The sequence below is a fragment of the Floridaenema fluviatile BLCC-F154 genome, assembly GCF_041929135.1.
Lineage (GTDB): Bacteria > Cyanobacteriota > Cyanobacteriia > Cyanobacteriales > Aerosakkonemataceae > Floridanema > Floridanema fluviatile.
In genome coordinates this window covers 122,350-147,163 of record NZ_JBHFNS010000092.1, presented here as the reverse complement: position 1 = coordinate 147,163, position 24,814 = coordinate 122,350, and the positions used below count along the sequence as shown (strand labels likewise).

General features: G+C 40.4%; 21 protein-coding genes. 8 read left to right on the top strand and 13 right to left on the bottom strand.

Annotated elements, in window-relative coordinates; genetic code table 11:
* Positions 1-160: 160 nt before the first annotated feature.
* Together ACE1B6_RS26285 and ACE1B6_RS26280 are read right to left on the bottom strand one after the other, a co-directional pair.
* Positions 161-1,345 carry a glycosyltransferase family 4 protein gene (locus ACE1B6_RS26285; RefSeq protein WP_413260249.1) on the bottom strand — a complete coding sequence of 395 codons (1,185 nt, stop codon included), beginning with the start codon at positions 1,343-1,345 and terminating at the stop codon, positions 161-163.
* A 122-nt stretch (positions 1,346-1,467) separates the two neighbouring features.
* The gene (locus ACE1B6_RS26280; RefSeq protein ID WP_413260248.1) at positions 1,468-3,231 is read right to left on the bottom strand and encodes a DUF2079 domain-containing protein; all 1,764 of its coding nucleotides are present in this window, start codon (positions 3,229-3,231) and stop codon (positions 1,468-1,470) included.
* 273 nt (positions 3,232-3,504) lie between these two features.
* Between ACE1B6_RS26280 and ACE1B6_RS26275 the strand changes: the two genes are divergently transcribed.
* Positions 3,505-4,677, top strand: a complete 1,173-nt coding sequence (locus ACE1B6_RS26275) for a histidine kinase (protein WP_459563102.1) — start codon at positions 3,505-3,507, stop codon at positions 4,675-4,677.
* Between the two features lie 50 nt (positions 4,678-4,727).
* On the opposite strand, the gene mutT is transcribed toward ACE1B6_RS26275, so the two are convergent.
* From mutT to ACE1B6_RS26260, 3 genes are all read right to left on the bottom strand, one after another.
* The gene (gene mutT / locus ACE1B6_RS26270; RefSeq protein ID WP_413260246.1) at positions 4,728-5,132 is read right to left on the bottom strand and encodes an 8-oxo-dGTP diphosphatase MutT; all 405 of its coding nucleotides are present in this window, start codon (positions 5,130-5,132) and stop codon (positions 4,728-4,730) included.
* Positions 5,133-5,248: 116 nt separating this feature from the next.
* Positions 5,249-5,593 carry a DUF760 domain-containing protein gene (locus ACE1B6_RS26265; protein ID WP_413260245.1) on the bottom strand — a complete coding sequence of 115 codons (345 nt, stop codon included), beginning with the start codon at positions 5,591-5,593 and terminating at the stop codon, positions 5,249-5,251.
* Between the two features lie 210 nt (positions 5,594-5,803).
* Positions 5,804-6,760, bottom strand: coding sequence for an RNA polymerase sigma factor, RpoD/SigA family (locus tag ACE1B6_RS26260; RefSeq protein ID WP_413260244.1), 957 nt, complete (start codon positions 6,758-6,760; stop codon positions 5,804-5,806).
* A gap of 286 nt (positions 6,761-7,046) precedes the next feature.
* Here ACE1B6_RS26260 and ACE1B6_RS26255 point away from each other — a divergent pair, with 286 nt between their 5' ends.
* Positions 7,047-7,802 carry a DUF561 domain-containing protein gene (locus ACE1B6_RS26255; protein WP_413260243.1) on the top strand — a complete coding sequence of 252 codons (756 nt, stop codon included), beginning with the start codon at positions 7,047-7,049 and terminating at the stop codon, positions 7,800-7,802.
* A 125-nt stretch (positions 7,803-7,927) separates the two neighbouring features.
* On the opposite strand, the gene ACE1B6_RS26250 is transcribed toward ACE1B6_RS26255, so the two are convergent.
* A complete protein-coding gene (locus ACE1B6_RS26250; RefSeq protein WP_413260242.1) occupies positions 7,928-9,073 on the bottom strand; it encodes a DegT/DnrJ/EryC1/StrS family aminotransferase in 1,146 nt (381 codons plus the stop codon).
* 394 nt (positions 9,074-9,467) lie between these two features.
* Between ACE1B6_RS26250 and ACE1B6_RS26245 the strand changes: the two genes are divergently transcribed.
* Complete coding sequence (locus tag ACE1B6_RS26245; RefSeq protein ID WP_413260241.1) at positions 9,468-10,241, top strand: ABC transporter permease; 774 nt, start codon at positions 9,468-9,470, stop codon at positions 10,239-10,241.
* Between the two features lie 144 nt (positions 10,242-10,385).
* Here the strand turns inward: ACE1B6_RS26245 and ACE1B6_RS26240 are convergent, their stop codons facing one another.
* Positions 10,386-12,344: a hypothetical protein gene (locus ACE1B6_RS26240; RefSeq protein WP_413260240.1), complete on the bottom strand. Its 1,959-nt coding sequence runs from the start codon at positions 12,342-12,344 to the stop codon at positions 10,386-10,388.
* Between the two features lie 188 nt (positions 12,345-12,532).
* Between ACE1B6_RS26240 and ACE1B6_RS26235 the strand changes: the two genes are divergently transcribed.
* From ACE1B6_RS26235 to ACE1B6_RS26225, 3 genes are all read left to right on the top strand, one after another.
* The gene (locus tag ACE1B6_RS26235) at positions 12,533-13,453 is read left to right on the top strand and encodes an SDR family NAD(P)-dependent oxidoreductase (RefSeq protein ID WP_413260239.1); all 921 of its coding nucleotides are present in this window, start codon (positions 12,533-12,535) and stop codon (positions 13,451-13,453) included.
* Positions 13,454-13,559: 106 nt separating this feature from the next.
* Positions 13,560-14,714 (top strand): ATP-grasp domain-containing protein, encoded by a 1,155-nt coding sequence (locus ACE1B6_RS26230; protein ID WP_413260238.1) that lies wholly within the window; start codon positions 13,560-13,562, stop codon positions 14,712-14,714.
* 243 nt (positions 14,715-14,957) lie between these two features.
* Positions 14,958-16,313, top strand: a complete 1,356-nt coding sequence (locus ACE1B6_RS26225) for an FAD-dependent oxidoreductase (RefSeq protein WP_413260237.1) — start codon at positions 14,958-14,960, stop codon at positions 16,311-16,313.
* Between the two features lie 154 nt (positions 16,314-16,467).
* Here ACE1B6_RS26225 and bchE read toward each other — a convergent pair whose 3' ends face one another.
* The 6 genes from bchE to ACE1B6_RS26195 all read right to left on the bottom strand — a co-directional run bounded on the left by bchE (position 16,468) and on the right by ACE1B6_RS26195 (position 22,644).
* On the bottom strand, positions 16,468-18,504 hold the full coding sequence (gene bchE, locus ACE1B6_RS26220) for a magnesium-protoporphyrin IX monomethyl ester anaerobic oxidative cyclase (protein WP_413260236.1): 2,037 nt from the start codon (positions 18,502-18,504) through the stop codon (positions 16,468-16,470).
* 55 nt (positions 18,505-18,559) lie between these two features.
* Positions 18,560-19,957 (bottom strand): oxygen-independent coproporphyrinogen III oxidase, encoded by a 1,398-nt coding sequence (hemN, locus tag ACE1B6_RS26215; protein ID WP_413260235.1) that lies wholly within the window; start codon positions 19,955-19,957, stop codon positions 18,560-18,562.
* 129 nt (positions 19,958-20,086) lie between these two features.
* Positions 20,087-20,839, bottom strand: a complete 753-nt coding sequence (locus tag ACE1B6_RS26210) for a biliverdin-producing heme oxygenase (RefSeq protein ID WP_413260234.1) — start codon at positions 20,837-20,839, stop codon at positions 20,087-20,089.
* 343 nt (positions 20,840-21,182) lie between these two features.
* The gene (locus ACE1B6_RS26205; protein WP_413260233.1) at positions 21,183-21,515 is read right to left on the bottom strand and encodes a DUF2499 domain-containing protein; all 333 of its coding nucleotides are present in this window, start codon (positions 21,513-21,515) and stop codon (positions 21,183-21,185) included.
* 1 nt (position 21,516) lies between these two features.
* Entirely contained in the window at positions 21,517-22,206 is a 690-nt protein-coding gene (locus tag ACE1B6_RS26200) for an aldehyde oxygenase (deformylating) (RefSeq protein WP_413260232.1), read from the bottom strand.
* A 168-nt stretch (positions 22,207-22,374) separates the two neighbouring features.
* On the bottom strand, positions 22,375-22,644 hold the full coding sequence (locus tag ACE1B6_RS26195) for a hypothetical protein (protein WP_413260231.1): 270 nt from the start codon (positions 22,642-22,644) through the stop codon (positions 22,375-22,377).
* A gap of 425 nt (positions 22,645-23,069) precedes the next feature.
* On the opposite strand from ACE1B6_RS26195, the gene ACE1B6_RS26190 reads away from it, so the two are divergent.
* Both ACE1B6_RS26190 and ACE1B6_RS26185 read left to right on the top strand, forming a co-directional pair.
* Positions 23,070-23,978: a hypothetical protein gene (locus ACE1B6_RS26190; protein ID WP_413260230.1), complete on the top strand. Its 909-nt coding sequence runs from the start codon at positions 23,070-23,072 to the stop codon at positions 23,976-23,978.
* A gap of 133 nt (positions 23,979-24,111) precedes the next feature.
* The gene (locus tag ACE1B6_RS26185) at positions 24,112-24,768 is read left to right on the top strand and encodes a hypothetical protein (RefSeq protein WP_413260229.1); all 657 of its coding nucleotides are present in this window, start codon (positions 24,112-24,114) and stop codon (positions 24,766-24,768) included.
* Positions 24,769-24,814 lie beyond the last annotated feature (46 nt).

Genomic DNA, 24,814 nt, shown 5'->3' with positions numbered 1-24,814 from the left:
AAAGGCTTTCATTCAAGGTCAATCATTGCCTTGACCTATTGGATACTACTAAATCTTAGCGGTTTTAGCATAACTCTTAAGTATGATTTTGGATTTACAGGAAAATTTTCTTGGTTCTTGATTGACGATCGCAAATTAATCAAAAATCCTAAATCCCAAATCACCAAATTACCAAAGCCCGTTCTTTTTTAACTCGCTGATAAACATCATGAGTTTGCAAAGCTAAATTAGCCCAGCAAAACCGTTTTTTCAAATCTTCGTAAGCATTTGCAACTAAATGCTGCGCTAAATTGGGATTACGCAAAACTTCTAAAATTCCCCAAGCTAAAGAATCAGCATTATTTGTCCAAGTTACGATTCCAGTTTTCTCATGTTGCACTACTTCCGGCAACCCGCCCGTATCAGAAACTACCACAGGTACTTTCGCCGCAAAACTTTCTAAAGCCACAATGCCAAAAGGTTCATAAAGACTGGGAAAAACCGCACAATTAGCAATTGTTTGAAACTTATTTAAATCTTCATCAGACATGAAGCCAGTAAAACAACAACTATCCCAAATTCCAATTTGCCAAGCTTGCTGTTTGAGATGATCGGTGTTCCCGCCACCAATAATCACAATTTTAACTTTTCCTTTCATTTCCCAGATTACTCTAGGCGCAGCATTTAACAGCAACCAAACGCCTTTTTCGTGAGAAATTCGCCCGACATAATAAACAATTTTTTCGTCATCTTTGGCAAAGCGGCGACGAAATTCTTGGCGATCGAAACCGTTACCATTTTTCTTTTCCGCACGAATACCATTATAAATTACATCTATTTTATCTTCGGGAGTAACTAAAGCTCTGCCTACTTCATGGCGCATATATTCCGAACAAACAATTACTCGCCAAGATTCATAAGTCAGCCGTTTTTCCTTGTCACTAATATAACGTTGTTGATAATTATGAATCCCATTATAACGACCATATTCAGTAGCATGAATTGTCGTTACCAAAGGAATTTTGAAACTATGTTTGAGTGCGATCGCGGCATCTCCCACCAACCAATCATGAGCATGAATAACATCAAACGGCCCCTCTTCCAGAATCAATTTACCGCCATGAACACCCATGCTATTATTCAAATTGCCGATCCAGTGCAGAAAATCATGACCCCAGCTTACTGGTATCCGGTGGATATGCACACCTTCTACCACTTCATACATGGGTGCTTCCCCGAACTCTGATGTAATCAAATGGACTTCATGCCCCAATTTGACTAATTCCGGGTATAGTTCTGCTACATGGCGAGAAATTCCTCCCACAATTCGCGGTGGAAATTCCCAAGATAACACCAGAATTTTCATCAGTACCAATTCCAATAAGCTAAGAGAGTTTAAGTAAGTTACATTACAAACCAATACTATCAGTATGGTCATTGTAACTTACTATGTTTAGTTATGTTAAGAAAATCTTTCCCTAGTTGGCTCTAACACTTGGGTTTATTTAAGATTGGCGAGATTTCCTGGCGGAATACCTGCCATGCAGAAACAGCATCAGGATTAGATGGTACTGCTTTCTGCATAAGAATAACTCCATCTTTAAAGCCAATGATTCCGTATAAGCGATTACCGAATATTTTATCAATAGTTCGCACGCTATCTTGTAAAATTTGGCAATCACTTTTAAAGGCAACTTGGTATTTCTTTAATTGCCATAAATCTGCGATCGCATAATCTACACTTACCACCTCTTGCCGATCGTTAGTAAATTGCAAAGCTGGAAACCTAATAATTTCCCTTCTTCCAGACAAATGAGGCACAATATAAGTTGTTGCTGCCACACTACTATCTGTTGGAATTCTATCTAATAGGTGACGAATACTACCTGCGTGTTTCCACTGAACAGTTATTGGTACATATACCAAAGGACGAATTGAATCTGGAATCAGGTAAGAAAGGGTGCGATTTGGGTTAGAAGTGAAAGTGAATACCAGTGAAAGACAGATACAAATTATCCAAAACCGCTGCATTGGTAATTTCAGTAATTTTGGCTGTTTTTCCCACCAACTAACTATGTTACCAATTATTGCTTGAACGCCCTGAAAAATTGGGTAAGAGAAAAAATTACGCAGCGAAATTAGACCTCTAGCAATCAAATCTCGCACAGGCGCATCAATTAAATTTTCTCTTCCTGCTGCCCACCAAAGAATTGTACCGTAACAAAGTCCGGGAACCACAGTCATCGCATAGCGAATATTAATTGCTAGTACAGATTGTCCTTGACCCAGTAGTAATTTTAGCAAAGGAAAACCTGCGATCGCCCAAGCCGTTGGCGAAAAAGCTGGCACAAAAGCAAACGGCAACCAATGTCCTAAAAGATAGGTAAATGTCCGATCTATTGGTGTAATTAACTCTACAAATAATCGCCAGGGATTTGTCACCATTCCCCAGATAATTTCTACAGTAGAAGCCTCAGTTCCCTCGGCATACTGACCAAACCTTTCGATCATAAATCTTTGGGAAATATCCGCCGAAAATATGGGCATGATTAGGTTAGTCAACACCAGCATATAACCGAAAGCCAAAGTACAAACCCCCAAACCAATTCGGGGAAACCTCCGGCTAGCTATCATGTAAAAACCGACACCAAACAAACTCACTCCCCCATCTTCCCTCACCGCCAAAATCAGGATCGCCAACAAACCAAACAGCCACCACCAACGTTTTTCCATTGCCAAAAGCAACCCAAAAATAAATAAGGGGATTTGGCAGATATCATGGAAATTAGAGAGAGTAGGGCCGATAATGGCATTAGCACCATAAAAACTAAAAGTAATGATTGCTGCTAGACGTGGTTGGAGATATTGTCTAGCCAAGGAGTACAAAACTAAACCAGCAGCAGTAACCAAAGTAACCTGCAATACAGTTAAGGTTGTAGGAGAGGGAAACAATAAATACAAAGGTATCCAGAGCAACAACGCTGGTGTGAAATGCTGCCCTAACCTGTGATAAAACACAGACGGTACTTCGCCATTGTGGACTACATTCGTCGATAACTGGGAGGACAGAGAACTTTGAAAAAATCGACCGTGAATGCCATTCCAAAATACCTGATTAAAAATTCCTTGGTCATAGGAAGCGTAGAACGTGAAATAACGATGCAGAGTCAAGCTCAACATCAGCACGAAAAACGCGATCGCTACAGTAATCACCCCTTTGAGATAGGGATGTTTCCTCCCGTTTAGTACCATCACTCACTTACATTCAACGCCGATGATAAGCCTCTCACATTGCTTGACCTTACTCAAGATCTTACCGACAATGACTTTAACACTCAGGGTTTTACCCGGTTTTATATGACTGAGCTACTTTAAGACCACAGGAAATCAGTTTTCTTCAGTACCAGGCTCCCTAATTACCCAGAACGCGGTAGCTTATAGATATAAACTCATGGGTAAGCTATTCTACCTGGAAAAGGTTTCGCGATCGTCAACTTCTAGAAAAGGTTTAATAATTTGTCCCCCGTGGTGAATAGAGATTGCATACCAGCAGATGCGGAAAAGTTAACTCATCCCCCAACGCCTCTACAGCTATTGTTATTTGTAGACCAGCGTCCAAGTTCCCATGAGCAACTACAGCGGCTTCTTGCTTATCTAGAACATCTCAGAAGTGATTACCCCTTTGAACTTGAGGTGGTCGATGTCGGACAACAACCATATCTGGCCGAACACTTTAAACTAGTAGCAACACCAGCCTTAGTGAAAATTCACCCACCACCACGCCAAACACTAGCGGGAAGTAACTTACTCTCTCAGCTACAGGATTGGTGGCCCCGTTGGAAACATAGCGTGGAAGATTACCTAAAATTGCACGAATGGCCTAATAATAATTCTCAAAATACCCCTTGCTTTGCTGATTTTGCCGAACTAATTCGCCTCTCGGAAGAAATATTTCGCCTCAAGAAAGAGAAAGAGGAATTGCAACAGCAATTGCAGTTTAAAGACCGGATTATTGCCATGTTAGCTCACGATCTTCGTAATCCGCTAACCGCTTCCTTAATCGCCCTTGAAACACTAGAAAATAATTACCATATTGAAACCGGATTCAGCCCCAAATTATCACCCGCTTTAACCATGCGTTTAATCAAACAAGCGCGGATACAATCTCTGAATATTGAACGGCTGATTACTGATATTTTACAAGCAGCACAGGGAAGTTGTGCCGAACTGCGGATTTTACCGAAAAAATTAGATTTAGCAATACTTTGTCAGGATGTAATCGATTGTTTAAAACATCGATTTGAAGCCAAATCTCAGGAATTGAAAACAGATATTCCCAATGACCTTCCTTTAGTTTACGCTGACCCAGAAAGAGTGCGTCAGGTGTTAGTAAATCTTTTGGATAACGCCAACAAATATACTCAGGAAGGCGGCATAATTGAAATTTCTATCTTACATAGAACTACCCAAAAAGTCCAAGTTAGTGTGGGTGACAATGGGCTGGGTGTCCCCGAAGAAGACTGCGAAGCTATTTTTGAAGAACATTATCGTCTCAAGCGCGATCGAGATAAAGAAGGATACGGAATTGGTTTATCTCTTTGCCAACGGATTATTCGCGCTCACTATGGTCGAATTTGGGTAGATTCTCTCGCCAAAGGTGGCAGTTGTTTTAATTTTACACTTCCCGTTTATCGTTAGTTATTGGTAAAGAGATTAACAAATAATTTAGGTATTTTTTTAAGATAGTATCAAATCTCTTTTAAAGCTTGAATAATTTGTAAATTAGCTACGGGAAATTCATAACTTAGTAATTCATCCACTGTTACCCAGCGAATTTCATCACATTCTATGGGTTGAGGTTCTCCACTTTCATGGCGACAATGATAGACATTTAAAGTTACATGAAATTGGCTATAAGTGTGATCGATCGTAATTAAATGATCTCCTACTTCTATGCCAATAGCTAACTCTTCTTCAATTTCTCTTTTAATACAATCTTGTACAGTTTCACCCGGTTCTAATTTGCCGCCTGGAAACTCCCACAATCCTCCCATTAATCCTTCTGGGCGACGACGATCGATCAGAATTTTACCTTGTTGATTCCAAATAACAGCAACACCAATAATTTTGTGGGGTAGTAGAATTTCTGACATGGAGCGTTTTAGGCAAGGGTTTTTTTGGGGAGATGAGAATTGTTATTGATTCCAGTACAAACAATTACACAATTTTACAAATTCCCCTGTATTTAGCTTAGTTAATTGGGATTTAACTATTCGGCTTCTGAGGAGTGAGCTTCTGTTGCTTGTAAAGATTGCTCGAATGACATTCTTTGTTCTGCATTCCGCAGAAAGTAACCGCTAATCATTGCTGAGGCTAACAATCTTCCTAAATGTTCCCGATTAGTGGTAATGGTAATCCCAAATTGTTCGGAAGGTAAATTTCCTAAAAGTCCAATAATATTACGTTCCATTACCTGAAATACATCCCCAGATGTGGGTTTAGAGAGTTGGGCGATCGTTTCTGGACTTAGGGATTGTACGTATTGCCACAGCCAATTATTTGATTCTGACTCATCTCCAGAGAATTCTGGGACTCGATTGGATGGATGTTTCACTTTATTATCTCCCTTTTACTTGCAGCCTGTTGAATTTTTGGTTAAGACATTCTGGCAGCAGTCAATGGTTCTTAGTACTAAAATGACTATCTGAGACTTACTTTTTCACTACTCTAGCAGTCTATTTATGAAAATGACATCTTTTAAAAATCAAAATTAAAAATGAAGAAATCCACTGAGTAATATCATAGCGTCAGTGAATTTCCCATTTTAACTGGCAATAAATTCATCGATATCGGCTTTACGTTTGCGGAGTTTGGTGAGTGCTTCCCGTTCAATTTGGCGGACTCTTTCGCGACTGATATTTAAGCGATCGCCAATTTTTGCCAAAGTCAACGCTTGCCCATCTTCCAAACCAAAACGCATTGCCAACACCTGCTGCTGCTGCGGGGTTAACTCTGCCATCAGCTTTTCCAAATCTGTATGCAGAGCCGACTGTACAGCAAAATCTTCTGGCGAAATCCCAGTATCTTCTAAAAGTTCTCCCAATTCTGTATCTTGGTTATCTCCGACGCGCAAATCCAGCGATAATGGTTGACGCGCCCTTTCCAAATATTCCCGAACTTGCTTGGGAGTTAAATCTAGTTCTTTTGCCAATTCTGCTGCTGTGGCTGCTCTACCTAACTGTTGGGAAAGTTGCCGTTGCGCTTTTTTAATTTTATTGAGTTTTTCAGTAATATGAATTGGTAAGCGAATCGTGCGTCCTTTTTCGGCGATCGCACGAGTAATAGCTTGGCGAATCCACCAGTAAGCATAAGTGGAAAATCGGTAGCCTTTGGTGGGGTCGAATTTTTCTACCCCCCGCTGCATTCCGATACTGCCTTCCTGAATCAGATCCAACAAATCTACATTACGTTTTATGTATTTTTTGGCGACTGATACCACTAATCGCAGGTTAGCTTCCACCATCCTCCGCTTAGCATATTCGCCCTCTCGCACAATCTGCTGCAATTCAGCCTCAGACAGACCAGATTGCTGCGCCCACTCTGCTAAAGTGGGTTCATGACCTAACTGAGCAGTCAAAGATTCTTTCTCCGCCTGCAAAGCAGTTAAGCGCTGTACTTGCTTTCCGTACATGATCTCCTGTTCGTGAGTCAGCAGGGGAACCCGACCAATTTCACGTAGGTAGGTGCGCACGAGATCTGTTGATGTCTGACTGGTCTTCATGGCGCTTTACTTGAAGTATTATTAACAATTGTAACTTTTATGAGTGAATTTGTACAGCATCTTGTATGTGTTCCTGGCATTATTTAGCACCAGTTCCATTTTTGAATAAAGGCCACAAGAGTTAAATATAGAGGGTACAGCAGGAACTAAGTACAAATTGCATCCTGTAAAACAAAATCGTCATGATTTTGAAGGCTCCCAGGCAGAAAATTTACCCAGAGGATCTGGCTTCTGAGCGCGGGTAGTGCAAAAATAATCCATACATTTTTTGAATAAGAGTTGCACCATGACGATCTCAGCAGTATTACAAAGTGCTTTTGACCAAGGTTGTGCTTTAAAGGTAATCAGTGGTTTAAACAACTTCGATCGCCAGCGAGTAGCAGCAATAGTCAAAGCTGCCGAAATTGGAGGAGCTACCTTTGTTGATATCGCCGCCGATGCAGAATTGGTGAGACATTGCCGCCAGATTACTAGCTTACCAATTTGTGTTTCAGCTGTAGAACCAGAATTATTTGTCAAAGCAGTAGCAGCGGGAGCCGACTTAATCGAAATTGGTAACTTCGATAGTTTCTACGCTCAAGGGCGGCGTTTTGAAGCGCCAGAGGTGTTGGAGATTACTCAGGAAACGCGATCGCTCCTCCCCAATGTTACCCTCTCCGTCACCGTTCCCCACATTTTAAGCTTGTCCGAACAAGTGCAATTAGCCGAAGCATTAGTCAAAGCAGGCGCAGACATCATCCAAACCGAAGGCGGCACCAGCGCCACCCCCACCCACCCAGGCACATTAGGCACGATCGAAAAAGCTGCCCCCACCCTAGCCGCAGCCTACGAAATTTCCCGCGCCGTCTCAGTACCAGTTCTGTGTGCTTCCGGCATCTCCAGCGTTACCGCACCTCTAGCCATTGCCGCTGGAGCCGCTGGCGTTGGTGTGGGCTCTGCCATCAACCAATTAAACAGCGAAGTCGCAATGATAGCTGCCGTTCGCAGCATCGTTGAAGCCTTAGCAACCGAAGGCAGAAAGCAGAAGTCTGTAAAGTTTTAAGTTTTGAGTTTTGAGTTTGTAGGGGCGGGTTTAGCAGATAAATCTCTACTCCCAGCAGAAGAGCTAACTACAAAACCCGTCCTTACAGAGTCTTAAATTCTCCGCTACCCTGCTCCCCTGCTCCCTTAAGCAAGAGCATCTTTCAAGGCATAAACTACTTGTTCTTGTGCTTCTTGAGTTAATTCGGGGAACATGGGCAAAGAGAGAACTTCGTGGGAAACTTGTTCTGCTACGGGAAAACTACCTGGTTGATAACCTAAGTTTTGGTAGACAGGTTGCAAGTGCAGGGGAATGGGATAGTAAACCATTGAAGTAACGCCTTGCTGCTGCATTTTCGTGCGTACTCGATCTCGTCGGGAGTTTGGCTCGGCAGTTTTGTCTGAATTTTCCGAGGCTAAAATGCGAATGGTGTATTGATTCCAGACACTTTTGCCACCTGGTAAACTCTGAGGTAAAACTATTCCTGGGAGTGGTGCGAGTAAGTTTTGGTAATGGGCTGCTACTTGAGAACGTTGGGTATTCCAGGTTTCTAAATGCGCTAATTTGACTTGGAGAATAGCAGCTTGTAGAGCATCTAAACGGCTATTTACGCCAATTTCTTCGTGATGGTAGCGACTGCGGGAACCGTGTTCTTTTAACATTCTCACAGTAGCGGCTATTTGGCGATCGTTAGTAGTAACTGCGCCTCCATCGCCAAAAGCTCCTAAATTTTTAGTCGGGAAGAAGCTAAAGCAACCGATATGACCTATACTACCAACTTTGCTGTTGTTCCAAGTCGCACCTGTAGCTTGGGCGCAGTCTTCAATAACTGCTAGATTATGCTGTTGCGCCACTGCCATCAACCTTGTCATATCCACAGCTTGCCCAAACAAATGCACTGGTAAAATTGCCTTAGTTTTCCCCGTGATGGCAGCGGAAACTTGGTTAATATCTAAATTAAAAGTTTGGGCATCAATATCCACAAATACTGGAGTTGCGCCGACTGTACTAATTGCTTCTGCGGTGGCGATAAAAGTAAAAGGCGTAGTAATCACTTCATCGCCAGCGCCTATCGAGAGCGCCCGCAATGCCAAATACAGGGCATCACTGCCAGAATTACAGGAGACAGCTTGGGAAACACCGATGTAAGAGGCAAACTGTTGTTCAAAGCTTTCTACTGTGTTGCCACCAATATAACGACCTGAAGCCAGTACGCTCAATACGGCTGTGTTTATTTCTTCCTCAATGGTTTTGTATTGCTGAGCTAAGTCAATAGGGGGGATGTTGTTCACTCGATTAACCGATTTTAGATTTTAGATTTTAGATTTTGGATTGATTAATTTCAAGGATTCATCGATTAACCGATTTTAGTCTTTTCTTCCTTAATAAGCTGTTACGCATTTAAATCACTTATTAACGAGTAGGGTGCGTCAGACGGTAAAGCCTGATATAGAAAGGAAAATATCTAAATCTGACGCACCCTACAATATGACTTTTTAATGCGTAACAGCTTATCGAAAATCCAAAATTGCCAATCGAGAATCGGTTGATTCTAGAGATAATATAAGGGTACTGTGTTGCTCAGAGTCAAGGTTTTGTTTGTTTAACCTTTAAGTTTTTGCTTTTCCCTGTTTGGCTGCTGCTGCTTCGACTAAAATCTGAAACTAACATTATCGGACATTGACAGTGGATTTAATTCAACTTGATCCTATAGACTTAGTTATATCATTGGGGCTGATTGCTGTTGCGATCGGGTTGTCGGTTACACAAAGATTGGGATTGTCATGGTCGATCGCCAGAAGCACAATCCAAACGATCGTACAATTATTAGTAGTAGGCTACTTTTTGGCAGCAGCTTTCGCTTTTGATAATCCCTGGGCTGTTTTGCTAGTTGTCGCCATCATGCTGACAATTGCCGCGACAGTTGCCCGTAACCGAGTTAATAAAAGAATACCGCAAATCTTACCAATTGTCTGGCTTTCTTTGTTAATCAGTACTACTTTAACTCTGGTTTACATTAACCTTTTAGTCCTGCAACCAAAACCTTGGTATGAGCCTCAATATTTTATCCCTTTAGCCGGAATTTTACTAGGAAATGCCATGAATGGTGCGGCTATTTCTCTAGAACGTTTGACTAGTTCTTTAAATAATAGTCGTTTGGAAATTGAAACTCATCTCAGCTTAGGCGCAACTCCTCAACAAGCTGTTGCTTTGTACCGTAAAGAAGCAATTAAAGCGGCAATGATTCCCAATTTAAATACTATGTTGGTTGTCGGCGTAGTAACTTTACCCGGAACTTTTACCGGACAACTTTTAAGTGGAGTATATCCTTTAACTGCGGCTCTTTACCAAATGCTGATTTTATTCATTCAGTTATTTGCCACTTTAATTACCACGGTTTTAGTAACTCAAGGCATTTCCCGACAAGTTTTTAATTCAGCAGAACAGTTAAAGATTTAGTGGGAGGGGGAGATGAGGAAGTTTAACTCAAAACTCTGTACGGGCGGGTTTTGTTGTTAACTTTTCTGTTGTGAGTATAAATTTACCTGCGAAACCCGCCCCTACAACTCAAAACTTAAAATTCTCCCCATCTCTCTACCTCCCTCAATTTGGCTTAGGATTATACTTGCCAATTAAAGCACGGGTATGATCGTAAATTTCCAGGGGTAAAACGGAATTTTCGCTAATTGCTTCTAGGGCTGATTGTAAGGTTTTTAGGTGATCGTCTACTCCGGCTAAAGTGTTAGCATCGCCATTTATGCCAGCACTCATGGCGGTTCTTCTCACGCTATTTACGTAAGCGGGGGTGAGGTAAACTTTAATGCCTTGACGAGTGACTATGTGTTCGCAAATTTTTGGGGAAACGTTGCAAACTCGGTTTAAGTCAGTGTTAGCTTTTTGTAGAACTAAGGCAACTTTTAATCTATCTTGAGCTTGATTTAAGGCGCTGCTATAGCTATCAATTAGTGGTTGAGATTGGGTATAGTAAAAAGTACCTTTTGGTACTTGTTGAGCGTAGGTTAAAGCTCGTCGCCAACTGGATACTGCTTCTGACCATTGATTTCTTTGTTCTTGACTTTGAGCGAGGCTGGCGAGAGTGATTGATTGACTATAAATGTTAGCAGAAATGCGTTCTTGATTTTTGCGATCGCGCACAATTGCTAATTTTGTTTGGTAATTATCGACTAGTTGCTGAGCTTCTTCATTTCCCGTGGCAGTTCGGGGAATTGATGATAGAGTTGCGATCGCTTTTTCCCAAATCGATTCTATTTCTTGCCAATTTTCTAACGATCTAGCTGATACTTGCCGCAACTCTGCTGTTTGTGCTGCTTGCTTAGCAGCAACAATTCTATTTTCACTAGTTTCTTCTACCTTAATTCGGTGATTAATTTCTGCTGAATAATCCCGATAGTTAAGTAATTTTTTCTGAGCTAAAGGATACACTGGGCTATTTTTGGGAACTTGTTTAAGTAACGCAACTGATTGATTCCAAAGTGAATTAATCTCCTGCCATTTTTCCACTGAATGAGGAGGATTTTGGCTGCTTTCTGCGGCTTCGTCCGCCTTTTTCATTGCCATTAAAATTGGATCGATTAGATTAGCTTGGTTTTGATAGCTAGGCAATAATTTCTGAGCTTCGCTATGATAACTAGACCAAGGCGGAATACTTCCTAATAGTTTAGTTGCTGTAGTTAATTTCTGTTTAGCTTTTTCTACATCTTGAATTTGTTTGGCCTTTTTAATAGTTTGGTTTGACTCTTGGCTCAGTTGTTTCGCTGTCTTGATTTGCGGACATGAACCAATTACACAAGGACGGCTAAAGGCATAAAGACTACTTAAAAAAGCAACTATTATCACACCACCAGCTGCAATTAACAATTTTGGTGATAAGGAAAATTCTTCTGTATTTAGCCGTTGTTTTTGTAATACTGGTGGCTCATCAATTACTTCCGTTTCTGCTAAGCTTTGACTGGGGGGTTCTTCCAAAGACAAATCTTCCATTGAATCTGAATCTGATTCAGTTTCAGCTTCGGTAACTAAATTGTTTGATGATGGTGATTCATCAGAGTTTTCTGCTGCGATTTCTTCAGAAAAAAAGAGTGCGCTGCTAATATTTTCTTGGGGAGCTTCTTCAGGCTCCGACCTAAGATCGGCGGCAGGTTCTTCCGATTCTGGGGATGTTTTGCCTAACCAGCGAAATAAATCATCGAAATCGTCTTCTTCATCATCATTTAAGTTGGGATTATCTAACCAAGCTGGTGATTTTTCAATGATAAAATCATGGACAGCACGAGGTTGTTTTTGCCCGACTGCTCGCAAGTAAAGCCGAACTTTTTCGGTAAATTCTGGTTGAGCTTCCTGAATAGTTTGCTTGAGTACCTGAAATATTGGCTGAGCTTCTGGGGCGAAGGACTGAGAATGCTGGGCTAGCACTAGCAAAATGTCGTTTTGTAACATACATCTTACCTGAAGCTTAACTTCTCCTGCCAATTCTGCTTGTAAGCGTTCTTGTAAAAATTTGGCTAGTTCTTGGAGGTCACTGGGTCGGACTGCGGTTTGCATATAACACCACCTTATCTATTTAGAGTTGTACAGAATTTGATATCTTGGTCTTGAGATGGACGAAATGCGGCTAATTTTATCCAATTCCTAATATTAACGAGTTCTCTTGGTTAACGATCGCAACTATTTAATTTAGAGGACGCAATTAGCCAAGAATTTTGGTTTAATCAATCTTTTAGTTTAATGCCATGTCTAAAAATCAGATTCCATTGTCTCAACAAGTTGTATTAATTACCGGGGCTTCGGCGGGAATAGGGGCGGCTTTAGCGCAGGTTTTGGCTCAACAATTCATGGGAATACGATTGGTCTTAGCGGCTCGTAATCAGGAAAAGTTGGAGAAGGTTGCTAATTACTGTACCAAAGCTGGGGCGGAAGTGATGATCGTTCCGACGGATATTTCCCAAATTGACCAGGTGGAAGCTTTAGCGCGGGCAGCTATTCTGCGTTTTGGCGGGGTAGATGTTTTGGTGAATAATGCTGGGTATGGTCAAATGGGTCCGGTGGAGTTAATTCCCGCGGAGGCGACAAGGCGACAGTTTGAGGTGAATTTGTTGGGTCCATTGGCTTTAATTCGGGAGTTAATTCCGGTGATGCGCGATCGGGGTGGTGGCAGAATTGTTAATATTAGTTCTCTGGGAGGAAGATTAGCTTTTCCTTTTGGCGGTTTGTACAGTTCCTCTAAGTTCGCTCTCGAAGGTTTGAGCGATGCTCTCCGTATGGAGTTGGAGCCTTTTAATATTAAGGTTAGCGTGATTGAACCGGGCCCTGTGACTACAGAATTTTTTGATGTCGCCGATCAAAGGGTACTGGAAACGGTTGCAGACCCAGAAAATACGCCCTACCGCGCCGCTTTCCGCAAGTTGGAAAAACTCCAAGAACAAACAAGTAGTCGTGCTTGGACTGCGGAACGAGTAGCTGAGGTGATTGTGAGATCGCTCACAGATATTAATCCTCGCCCAAGATATACTGCTGCAACTGCTGGAGATTTCTTGTTGTTTATGATGACCAAAGTATTACCTACAAAATTTGTAGACCGCTTTTGGCAAAAGTTTTATGGCATCGATCTAGTGGCGGAGGATTGGCAAAAATCAAAAGCTTCTGAACAGTAAGTGATTGGTCATTGGTCATTTGTTATTTTTAAATTTTAACTTTTTGACGAATGACGAATGACTAAATAGCAACTACCAACTAACAACTACCAACTACTCAATAAAAATGGATTTATTAGAATATCAAGCCAAAGAGTTATTTCGTCAGATTTGCATTCCGGTTTTGCCTTCGCAAAAAATCGATCATCCCAGAGAAATCAAAAGTTTGGAAATTCCTTATCCAGTAGTTTTGAAATCTCAAGTACCCACTGGTGGTAGAGGTAGGGCTGGGGGGATTAAGTTTGTGGAAAATACCATTGATGCGATCGCCGCTGCGCAAACAATTTTCCGCCTCCCAATTATGGGCGAATATCCCGAAGTTTTACTTGCCGAAGCAAGATACAATGTCCAACAAGAATTGTATTTAGCCGTAGCTTTGGATTACTCCTTGCGTCGTCCGGTTTTACTGGGATCTCCTAAAGGCGGCATAGATTTAGATTTAGTAATGAAACATCTGCAACAGGTGGTAGTAGATGAAGAATTTTCCAGTTTTTATGCCCGCAGATTAGCCATGAAAATGGGATTGCAGGGAAATCTCATTCAATCAGTTAGTGCCATCATTGAAAAGATGTTTAATCTTTTTTTAGAAAAAGATTTAGACCTAGTAGAAATTAATCCTTTAGGCGTAAGTCCTTCTGGGGAATTAATGGCTTTAGATGGCAAAATTACAGTTAATAATGCAGCTTTAGCGCGTCATCCAGACTTGTTAGTATTAGCGGAGAAAGTGCATTTCCATACTAATGGAAATAAAGCAAAAAGTAATAGTTTTTGGGGATTAGATGGAAATATTGCGGTAATTTGTAATGGTAGCGGTTTGGCAATGGCAACTTTAGATTTGCTCTACCAAACAGGCGGAAAACCTTTCGGTTGTATTAATTTAGGGGAAAATCGATTAGCTGAAGATCGGTCCTGTTCTTTTAGCAGTTTGTTGCAAAAAAGTTTAGAAATTTCCTGCCAACAAAACCGGATAAAAGTATTACTAATTAACATCATAGATGGTTTCGCTTCTTGCGAAGAAATCGCTGAAATTATTGTTAATTATACTCAAAATGATGCTGGTGGTTATCCACATTTTGTAGTGCGTTTAGTGGGGAATAACTTAGAAGCAGCAAAAGAGCGTTTAGCAGCAGTGGGAATTACTGTGCTAGAACAGTTAGATGAAGCGGTAGCGAAAGCAGTTTCTTTGGCAAAGCCAACAGGAAAACGTCATTCATCGAATTAATTTACTATTTGCCATTTTCTTTCTTAATGGTTTCATACTCATGGATAAGCCGATAGGGTGAAGCTTGTTTTAGCTTGTTTGCTTTATCCTAAAGGTGAAGACAGATCTTTGTGGGGAAAAGGTAGACTTGTCCAGAAGTTATTTTGGGAAAATTTCTCTAGATTGTTTACCATAAACTGTGCCGATCGACAGTCTGTTTTACACTAAAAAATAGCCTCGCTTTGTTAGAGTTTGGGAAAAATTATGCAGTTTGCAGAGAATGTTTATGATGTAGCCATTATTGGAGGTGGCATTTCTGGCACCGCTTTGTTGTACACTTTGAGTAATTATACTAATATCGATCGCATTGCCTTAATTGAAAAAAATCCCGGTGTTGCTTTAGTCAATTCTCATAAAACGAGCAATAGCCAAACGCTGCATTTTGGCGATATTGAAACTAATTATACATTGGAAAAAGCTGGGAAGGTGAATCGGGCTGCAACTTTAGTGAAAAATTACTTGTTGCGAAATGATTCTAGCCGAGAAATTCATAGTAAGTATCATAAAATGGTTTTGGCGATCGGCAAAGAAGAAACAGCCGAACTTCGCGCCAGATACGAAGAATTTAAATCTTTATTTCCGCAGTTAAGATTAATTGAAAGAGGAGAAATTGAATTACTCGAACCAAATGTGGTAAAAGGTAGAGCAGCTGATGAGGAAATTTTAGCTCTTTACACTGAGGAAGGTTACACGATCGATTTCCAAAAGTTAGCGGAATCTTTCCTACAAAAATCAATGGTAAATCAACAGAAAACTATTGATTTGATGTTAGGAACGCGAGTTAAGAAGATTGAGAAAGAAGGGGAAATTTATCAGGTTGAAACTGAGAAAGAGGCGATCGCTGCTAAAGTAGTAGTATTCACTGCGGGAGCCTATAGTTTATTATTTGCTAAAACTCTTGGTTACGGCAAAGATTATGCCTTATTAAATGTAGCTGGGAGTTTTTACCTTGCGCCAGGAGTTTTAAACGGCAAAGTCTACACTGTACAACTCAAAAAGATACCTTTCGCCGCCATTCATGGAGATCCAGAAGTTCACGATGCCAGTCAAACAAGATTTGGCCCTACTGCCAAAGTTACTCCTTTATTAGAGCAAGGTAAATATACCACATTTTTGGATTATTTGCGAACTGCTGGACTTAGCATCGCTGCCTTTTTGAGCTTCTTTAATATCCTTTCGGAACCAGCGATTTTAAAGTATGTGGTGATGAATTTTATTTACGATATACCTTTCCTTGGCAAGTGGTTATTTGTGAAAGAAGTGCGAAAAATTGTGCCTTCTATTAAGTTAAGTGAGGTACAACTTGCTCAAGGTTATGGTGGCATTAGACCACAAATTGTGAATTTGAAAACTCGCCGTTTGGAAATGGGAGAAGCGAAAATTCTTGGGGAGAATATTTTGTTTAATATTACTCCTTCTCCGGGCGCTTCTACTTGTTTACAAAATGCTGAGTACGATACGGAAACAATTGTTTCTTTCTTGGGTGAAGGTTACAGTTTTGAGAAGGATAGGTTTGAGCAAGAGTTGATTGAACAACGAGTTTTTGCTCAGGTTGGTTAAGACTTTTTTTTGAACCACGAAGACACGAAGAGCGCGAAGAAAGAAGAAGAAAGAAGAGGAAGAATAACTTTATAAAGGGGGTTAAATACCCCCTTTATATTCTTCTCTTCTTCTTCCTTCGTGTCCTTCGCGTCTTCGCGGTTCAAAAAATTTACTAACTAGTAGTTACTGGTTGTTGAACTAGATGAGCGATCGCCGGATCGTGATAACTTCCTTTACGATGGGTAATTCTGACTGCTTCTGCTAATTGTTCGATACTGGCATCTTTCAAACAAAAACCGTTAACACCAGCAGCTAAAGCATCGGATATCAGTGATGTTTGATCGGGAGTTACCAAAATCAAAATTTTGGAGGGAATGACGTAGGAATTTGCTTGAACTCTCCGCGAATGGCGCAGGAATTTCACTAAATCCATGTCTGGTAAGGTGCTATTGACGACGGCAACATCTACATCGATCGATTCCAATATTACCAAACCTGTTTCGGCATTTGTAGCTTCGCTAGCAACTTCAATTCCCTTTTGTGCCCGCAAACTTACCCGCAAATTAATCCGAGTTTCTTGATCTTCTTCAATCACAGCAACTTGAATCATGTCGTGCTGTTCATGAATTTTAGTGTAGCTGTCACATTCTGGGTCATTGTTCTCTGTTTCACTGGTAGCAATTGTTCCCACAAAGTCAATATCTGCGGGACGTTCTCGTTTCAAATTCGCCATTTGTTCGGCAGTCAAAATCTTCGATTCGTCGAAACCAAATTCAATTTCGGAACGGAAACCTTTTTGCTTGACTCGTTCTAAGTTATAGAATCGTTTGTTCAGGGTGGTTTTCACAAATGCCCAAAGACATCCCAACAAATAACGCCGCTTAAAGGAATCTTTTTCAAACCAATATTCGAGGAATTTCCAAGAGTAGAAACGGGCATAATTGCGAAGTACGCCTTTGAGCACTTCTTCCCTTGTCATGTTGTCGGGTTTAATGATTGGGGTAACGAAATTGTAGTGGGAATAATCGCGGATTTCGACTTTATCAGCTAAGTCTTGGAATAGTTCGGAAAAGGGCCAAGGTGTGTACATATTCCAGTTAGTCATGTCTGCTTTCCAATCCCGCGCCATTTTGTAGCTTTCTTCAATCGTTTCTGGCGTTTCGTTGGGCAGTCCCATGATAAATTGGACTTCGGCTAAAATGCCGTTTTCTCGTAACAGTTGAACTGCTCGTTTATTATCGGCAATTGTGGTTTCTTTACGGAACAAATTCAGGTTTAATTGTGCTGCTGCTTCGGTTCCTAATGAAACGTGAACTAATCCAGCTTTGCGATAAAGGGGTAATTCTTTTTCATCTCTGAGAATGTCGGTAACTCTGGTATTGATTCCCCAATGAATGCCTAAGTTGCGATCGATCAATTCATTACACAAAGCAATAAATCGCGATTTGTTAATTGTTGGTTCTTCATCAGCTAAAATGAAGAATCCAATTTTATGTTCTTTGACTAGATTCTCGATTTCATCGACAAAATGTTTGGGCGATCGCGATCGATATTTGCGCCAGAATTTCCACTGACAACAAAAGCGACAACGGAAGGGACAACCCCGCGAATAATTAGGAACTGCAACTCTAGTATTTAGCGGAGTATAAATATAATTATCCCAATCTAAAAGACTCCAATCTGGGGTAAGTGTGTTTAAATCTTTAATCGGAGGATGGGCAGGTGTAGCGACAATTTTCCCTTCTTCTAAAAAGGCAATTCCTAAAATATTTCGCCTTTCTTCTCCATCTGTGCCATTGGCGATCGCTCGCACCAAATTAACAGAAATTTCTTCTCCTTCACCCCGAACAATGTAATCAATCCAAGGTGCTTCACTTAATACTTCTCGATACATATAAGTCGGGTGAACTCCGCCCATAATTGTTTTCGCATTTGGGCAAATTTGTTTCACCAACTTTAAGGTGCTTTGCGACTTATAAATCATCGGCGTAATTGCCGTTGCAAATACTATATCTGGTTGGCGATCGCGAATCATTTCTGCTAATCGATCGTCATCGATATATTTAGTCATCGCATCGATGAATTCAATATCAGTAAATCCTGCTGTTTTTAATGCCCCACCAACATAAGGAACCCAACTAGAAGGCCAATTTCCCGCAATTTCAGCGCCGCCAGAATGGTAATTAGGTTGAATTAACAAAATCCGCATATTTAAACCTCTTCAAGAATCAGACAAAAAGCAGAAGCCAGAAACGATCGCCAAATTAAACTGCTTTGGAAAAGCGTTCGCTTTGTTGAGTTCCCAAATACTTATCGAAAGCTGAAGCAATGTTTCTAATCAGCAATCTTCCGCTTGGTGTAACTTGAATTCGATCGTGAGAAAGATGAATCAAACCATCAGCTTCTAGCAAGCGCAAATTGTAGCGTTCTTTAATGAAATATTCTTCAAAATCTAAGTCAAAGCTGAGGTGATATTTCTCTTCGATGTCGTATTTAGAAAGTTGGAATTGGCACATCAATTCCATAATTATCGTGCGGCGAATAATGTCATCTCTACTGAGAGTAACGCCTCGTTCGATCGGCAATCTTCCTTCATCAATTGCTTGATAGTAACCTTTTAATCGTTTGTGGTTTTGTACATAAACATCGTGCAACATACTAATAGAAGTCATGCCAAAACCTACCAAGTCTGATTCTGGTTTGGTAGTGTATCCTTGGAAGTTACGGTGCAAATCTCCTTTCTGTTGCGCGATCGCTAATTCATCATTTGGTTTGGCAAAGTGATCCATGCCAATAAATACATAACCATTCCCAGTCAATTCTTCAATTGTCATTTGCAGAATGCTGAGTTTTTCGGAAGCTGGTGGTAATGCTTCTTTGGCAATGCGTTTTTGCACTCCTTTTACCCAAGGAATATATGCAAAGTTGAAAACAGCAATCCGATCGGGATCGAGTTTAATTGTTTTCCGAATCGTGTCAGTGAATGTCTCCAGATTTTGATATGGTAATCCATAAATTAAATCCACATTCACGCTTTCAAAACCCGCTTCTCTGATCCATCCCATTGCTTCAAATAACATCGCTTCTGGTTGGATGCGGTTAACTGCTGCTTGCACTGTCGGATTAAAATCTTGAATGCCAAAACTAATCCGTTTAAATCCTAAATCGCGCAAGAAAAAGATGTAATGTTTATCTAAATAGCGGGGATTTACTTCAATGGAAATTTCCGCTTCTGGCGCAAAAGTAAAATTGTTATTAATTGTTTTCCAAAGCGTCTCAACTTGTTTTGGCGAAAGATAGTTAGGCGTACCACCACCCCAATGAAGTTGGTTGACTTCCCGATCGCGATCGATTAATTCCGCCATCTGTTTAATATCGCGCTGAATATAATCGAGGTAAGGTTCTGCTACTTCTTTACGTTGAGTAATTACCGTGTTGCAACCACAAAAATAACAAGCACTTTCGCAAAATGGAATATGACAATACAGCGACAAAGGTGTTTTTTTGTAATTGCTAACTGCGATCGCAGTTTTTAGATCGATTTCCCGGAATTCTTCTGTAAGTTCCGTTGCCGGAGGATAGCTAGTATATCGCGGAACTGGGCGATCGTACTTTCTCAGTAAATTTAAGTCAAATTCAACAGATTGGGATAATAGTCTCATGTTCTCTTAAATACTCTAATTGCGCTCAAACTATGCCTCTATGAGTTAAAAGTTGTAGGGTGCGTCAGAATTATAAATCTGAGTCACAGCATCAAATTTTAAGTTTCTGACGCACCCTACTTTTAACAATTATTCAGATGCTACTAATTCAACTGAAGTAGTACCAGGTTGACGTTCTGTACTACCTGGTTTATCTTGACGAGTAATTAAATCAAAAACATGATCGCCAACAGCTGCTTTAACATCTGGTTCTAATTCATGGAACACATTCCGATTCATTTCAAAAGCATAATTAGCTTCATCAACAATTTGCTGCGCCAAAGTATCATCAACAGGCAAAGAATTCAATACATCACGGTATCTTCCCTTAAATGCCCGTCGCGCTTCCACGGTAGGAATGTCGTCAAATTCATGCAATCCAGTACCTCTGTCTGGTGGTAAAGTTAGCGCCGATCGCACAATATTTCTTAAACTTTGACCACCGGAAAGATCGCCCATGTAACGCACGTAAGAATGAGCAATTAACAAAGCTGGATTATTATTAGATATTTCCTGAATTCGAGCAACGTATTTCTTCCCTTCTTCCGAAGCAACAATTTCATTGCGCCAATTTTCGCCGTAATAAAATTCTAAATCTTGTGCCAATTTTTGTTCCCGTTCCAATTCGGGAAAATACATTGGTCCGACAATTGGATGATCTTTGTGGCGACGAATTTCTGCTTCCATCGTACTATAAAGAAAATACAGATCGGCGGTTAATTTACGGAATGGTTCCCATTCGACAATTCCTTTCAGGAAGCACTTCATAAATGCTGTATTTTCAGCCATTGTGTGAGATTGTTTGGTTCCTTCCCGTAACTGTGTTGCCAAATCTAAACTCATCGGAAATACCTCTTGACTACAAAATTTATAAGGGGGAAATTTCAGCTAAAGTCTCTTTGTTCGATCGGTTTATTACCCAGTTTTGAGACTAAAGAAATAGTTTGTATAACTTAGTTACTCAGATAGAGACTCATGCCGAATATCCATTCAAGCAATTTTTTATCTTCGATAACTGTATAGCGATGAATGAATTTAAGAACCAATTCTTTGCAAAAGTTAATATAATTACTGATTTGGCGAAATTTGCTACTAAAATTAGTTTTTTGTCAACCAGCATTTATGCTTAAATCACATCTAAAGAAACCCGGTTTTTTCAAAAAACCGGGTTTCTGCATAAGTGCTATTATTCATTTTTGAGTTTGAATTTGGGCGATCGCACTTTCGATCGCGATGTTTGCCAAAGTCGCCAACCTGCCAAGCAAAGGGCAATATTGCCAATCAACGTCATAGTAGCTTGTACCATGCTCAGCCATTCTAAGGAAGGGCTATTGTCGAAAAAGTGCCAAGTACAAACACAAAAAGCACTGATTAATGCTGGTATCATTGCCAAGGATAACCATCGCCAAACCGGATTTTGACTAACTTCGGCATAAATCCAAACTAGCCAAATAGCAATCATCCATTCTGTAACGCTAGTAATGTGAACGATCCAAGTTGGAAGAGAAAGGGCGTGCATTTTAGATTAAACCGTGAATTGACATCTGAAGAATCTCGCGAGTTGTGAAGCCAATTTCTTTCAGCGCCTCACTGTATCGGGCGATAAATTCTTCGATTAAGGCTTGTTTTTCTATTCCCAAGACTTTAGCATCTGGCTCAACTTGATTGAGCATTCGCCAGATAATCGGTAAAATTTGGCGATTAGCAGCTTTAAGTTCTTCTTTAACTTCTGCAAAGTTTGCTTTTAACCAAACTTCCCCAAAATTAAGATGGCTGTACTCGTCTTCAACGACAACTTCGGTAATTTTACGGGCAAAGTCATCAGCAACAGGAATGTAGTTTTTGTAAGCGGCGATCGCGAAACACTCAATTACAATTGATTGAATCAGCAAACAGGTGGCAGTTTGGCGATCGGCAGCTGCTTTTTGGAAAATATGGTGCAAATCGGCAAAAAACTGCTGAGCAAAAGCTAAATCAGCCGTAACTTCGAGATTTCGCCCGCAAGCTTCAAAACTCTTCCTGTGACGAGCTTCGATTTTCCCCAATCTGGTTAACTCTTCTACATCCGCTGGCAAAAGTTCCGCTAAACAAATAAAGTTATCATGGGCTTCCTGTTCGCCAACGATCGCAATAGCATTGATCCGGCTGAAGCTATCCCGGTAACTATCGCTGTAATAATCAATGCCTTGACTAACTTGGGATTGAGACATTTTCAATACACTTCCTCATCACGCTGTTTTCTGTGCGATCGAACAATCATCAACAACCAGAGAGTTGCTGATGATTGTATCTACTTTATAACTATATAAAGATTAATGGTTGATTTTCACCAAAGTTTTCTTAATTAGGATCGGCGCGATGTTGGGGAAATGAGGAATTTACCAAAAATACAAGGTTTTTCCGGCTTTTTCGATCGCAATAGTGTGGATGGAATATTTTAGTTTTGCGATCGCCAACCGTAATTTAAACTGTTCCTCCTCAAGCCGCCAAGTCGTTTGATAGTCGCTGCAATTAATCACCAGTGTCTCTGGAGTAGCAAAAGCATAAATCACCCCATCATCATCTAAGCCGCTTACCTCCAGAATTCGCTGCCCCAATTTTCGAGCATAAGAAACCTGTTCGAGCAATATTTCTGCAATTGGATTCATGATTACCTCCGAATTTTACCCATGAAGAACCTGCCTTCAGACTTACGTGAGAAGGTGAAAGAGTTAAAGAACCGATAAATACCTAAGCAATCTTCAAATTCCGGGGCAATTTGAAGTTATTTTCTCTAATTCTGTTGATTAAGACAGGCGAGAAAAACTTTTTACCCTTATTTCTGTATCGTATGTTACGATTTGCTCGATAAATAGCTGTTGTTAAAGAAAATTAACAATTTTTGGGGGGCGATCGTTTTATCGCTCAAATATTAAGTTTTATTGCTATTTATTGATGAAGCTGCCTTTCCTGTCAGCGATGAGGGAACACTACAAACGAAGTTCTCTCATCAATTAATTCGGTAAGTGGATTGCTAAGGATCGATTTATGGGAAAAAAGGATATTCAGAGATCAATGGGAAGGGGCTATTGATATGGGAGATGCAAAACGTCGTAAGCAAGTTGACCCTACATTTGGGAAACCTTGGTGGCAAAAAAAGAGTATACATATTCAATTGGAGACAGAACCAGATTATTCAAGTTTTGTTGATTTATATCTGTCTCAGGGAACAGCAGGGCTAACGTCAGCTATCCTCGATTGGCTGGTACAGACTGAACAAGTTTATCAAGGGGAACCTCCTGCGGCTTTACTAAATCGCCTAAATCAAATTGCGATGACAGTATATGATATGGCATCCAAACAGACGCAGACATTAGCTTCTCAAGATTTGAAGCTAGCAGCTTTCACTCTCAAAGTTCCTATGGAACCAGAAGATTTCTCAGGTTATCAACCTGTAATGAACAATCGTGAACTTGCAACAGAAGCAATGCGTCTAATTAACACTGGTTTCTTTGATACCGCAATAACTTTTCTAATCAACAAAGACGGTGATGCTGTTGGAACACTTAGAAAACATGGCATCGTTCTCTACATGGGAACTAATAATAATTTAGAGATCATTGATGCTGCTTGTGCGCTCGTTACTTGGAAACCGTTTGAAGTAACTACCTATGCTGGAGAAAATAGGAATAGCCTGAATAGTTTAATTGAAAAAACTTTTCGCCCTTTAGCCGAAAAGATTCAGAAATTCAGAATTGAGCAAAAGGGAGCGAACAAATTTCCTTGTCTGTCTTTACTCTGTTTAATTGAGAACAAAACAGATGGTGCTGTATGTGAATTTCGCAAACACTATACAGCCCAGGGAGGTACTCAGCTAATAATTCCTGGTTTTAGCAGTACAACAAATAATGTAGTTGCTGTGTATCCGGCGATGAATGTCTTAGGTCTAACTCGCAGTATCCCAGCTATTAGAGGATTTAGTCAAAAGAGTTCTGATTCCTAAGCATATAGCCACCTAAAACCGTGTTGTACCCGATGGCATCATCTATTAGCGTAGCTATCGCGCAGGAATAGCTACGCTACTCTACGGAAAAGATTTTAGCTAAAATATTTGAGTGGAAAATCACTGTATTATTATGCGACTATTCAGAGTGTGTCCAGATGCTTACAATAAATCAAGCCCTAAGACTTACAAACCAGAAGAAGGTATTTTTCTAAGCTTCGTGCGTAATGTACCTTGTCTAACTAGTAATGGTATGTCGATTAATGATACTCATGCTACTGACTTTGACATCTTGCCTGTTATACTGAAGGAATCAACAAAGAAGCAATTACAAGTCAAAATCAAGACTGATGAGATATGGTCTAGTCCTGTAATTATAAAATTTGCTAGTCTCCACAAAAGTTCGGAGGGAGTGAATTTTATCCAACAAGAAATTGCTTCAGAAGAACAAGATGTACTTGTATCTTTGGAGTTACCATTAAGTGCTGCTCAACCCTATTATGAATTTGAGGGTGAGGTAGAAGTTTTACTAGGTAAGTATACTACCTACTACGGTAAGCAGGATGGCGCAACTGATAGCGTAGAGAAGGAAAATGCTTTGTGTTCTGCAATTATTAGGATGGGAGACAAAGCAAAGGTTTCATTTGTATACACTAATCGCTACGGTCAAGGCAAAATAATTGAGAATTTAGTAGGATACAAATTTGAATTTATCTGTTCTGGTGGTCAGTTACTCAGATTTGATGACTACAACTTTGAGAAGTTATTTTCAAACTTTGTAGTCAATTAGGAGTAGTGAAGCTACAATTTAATATCTTTATTAAATTGTAGCTACA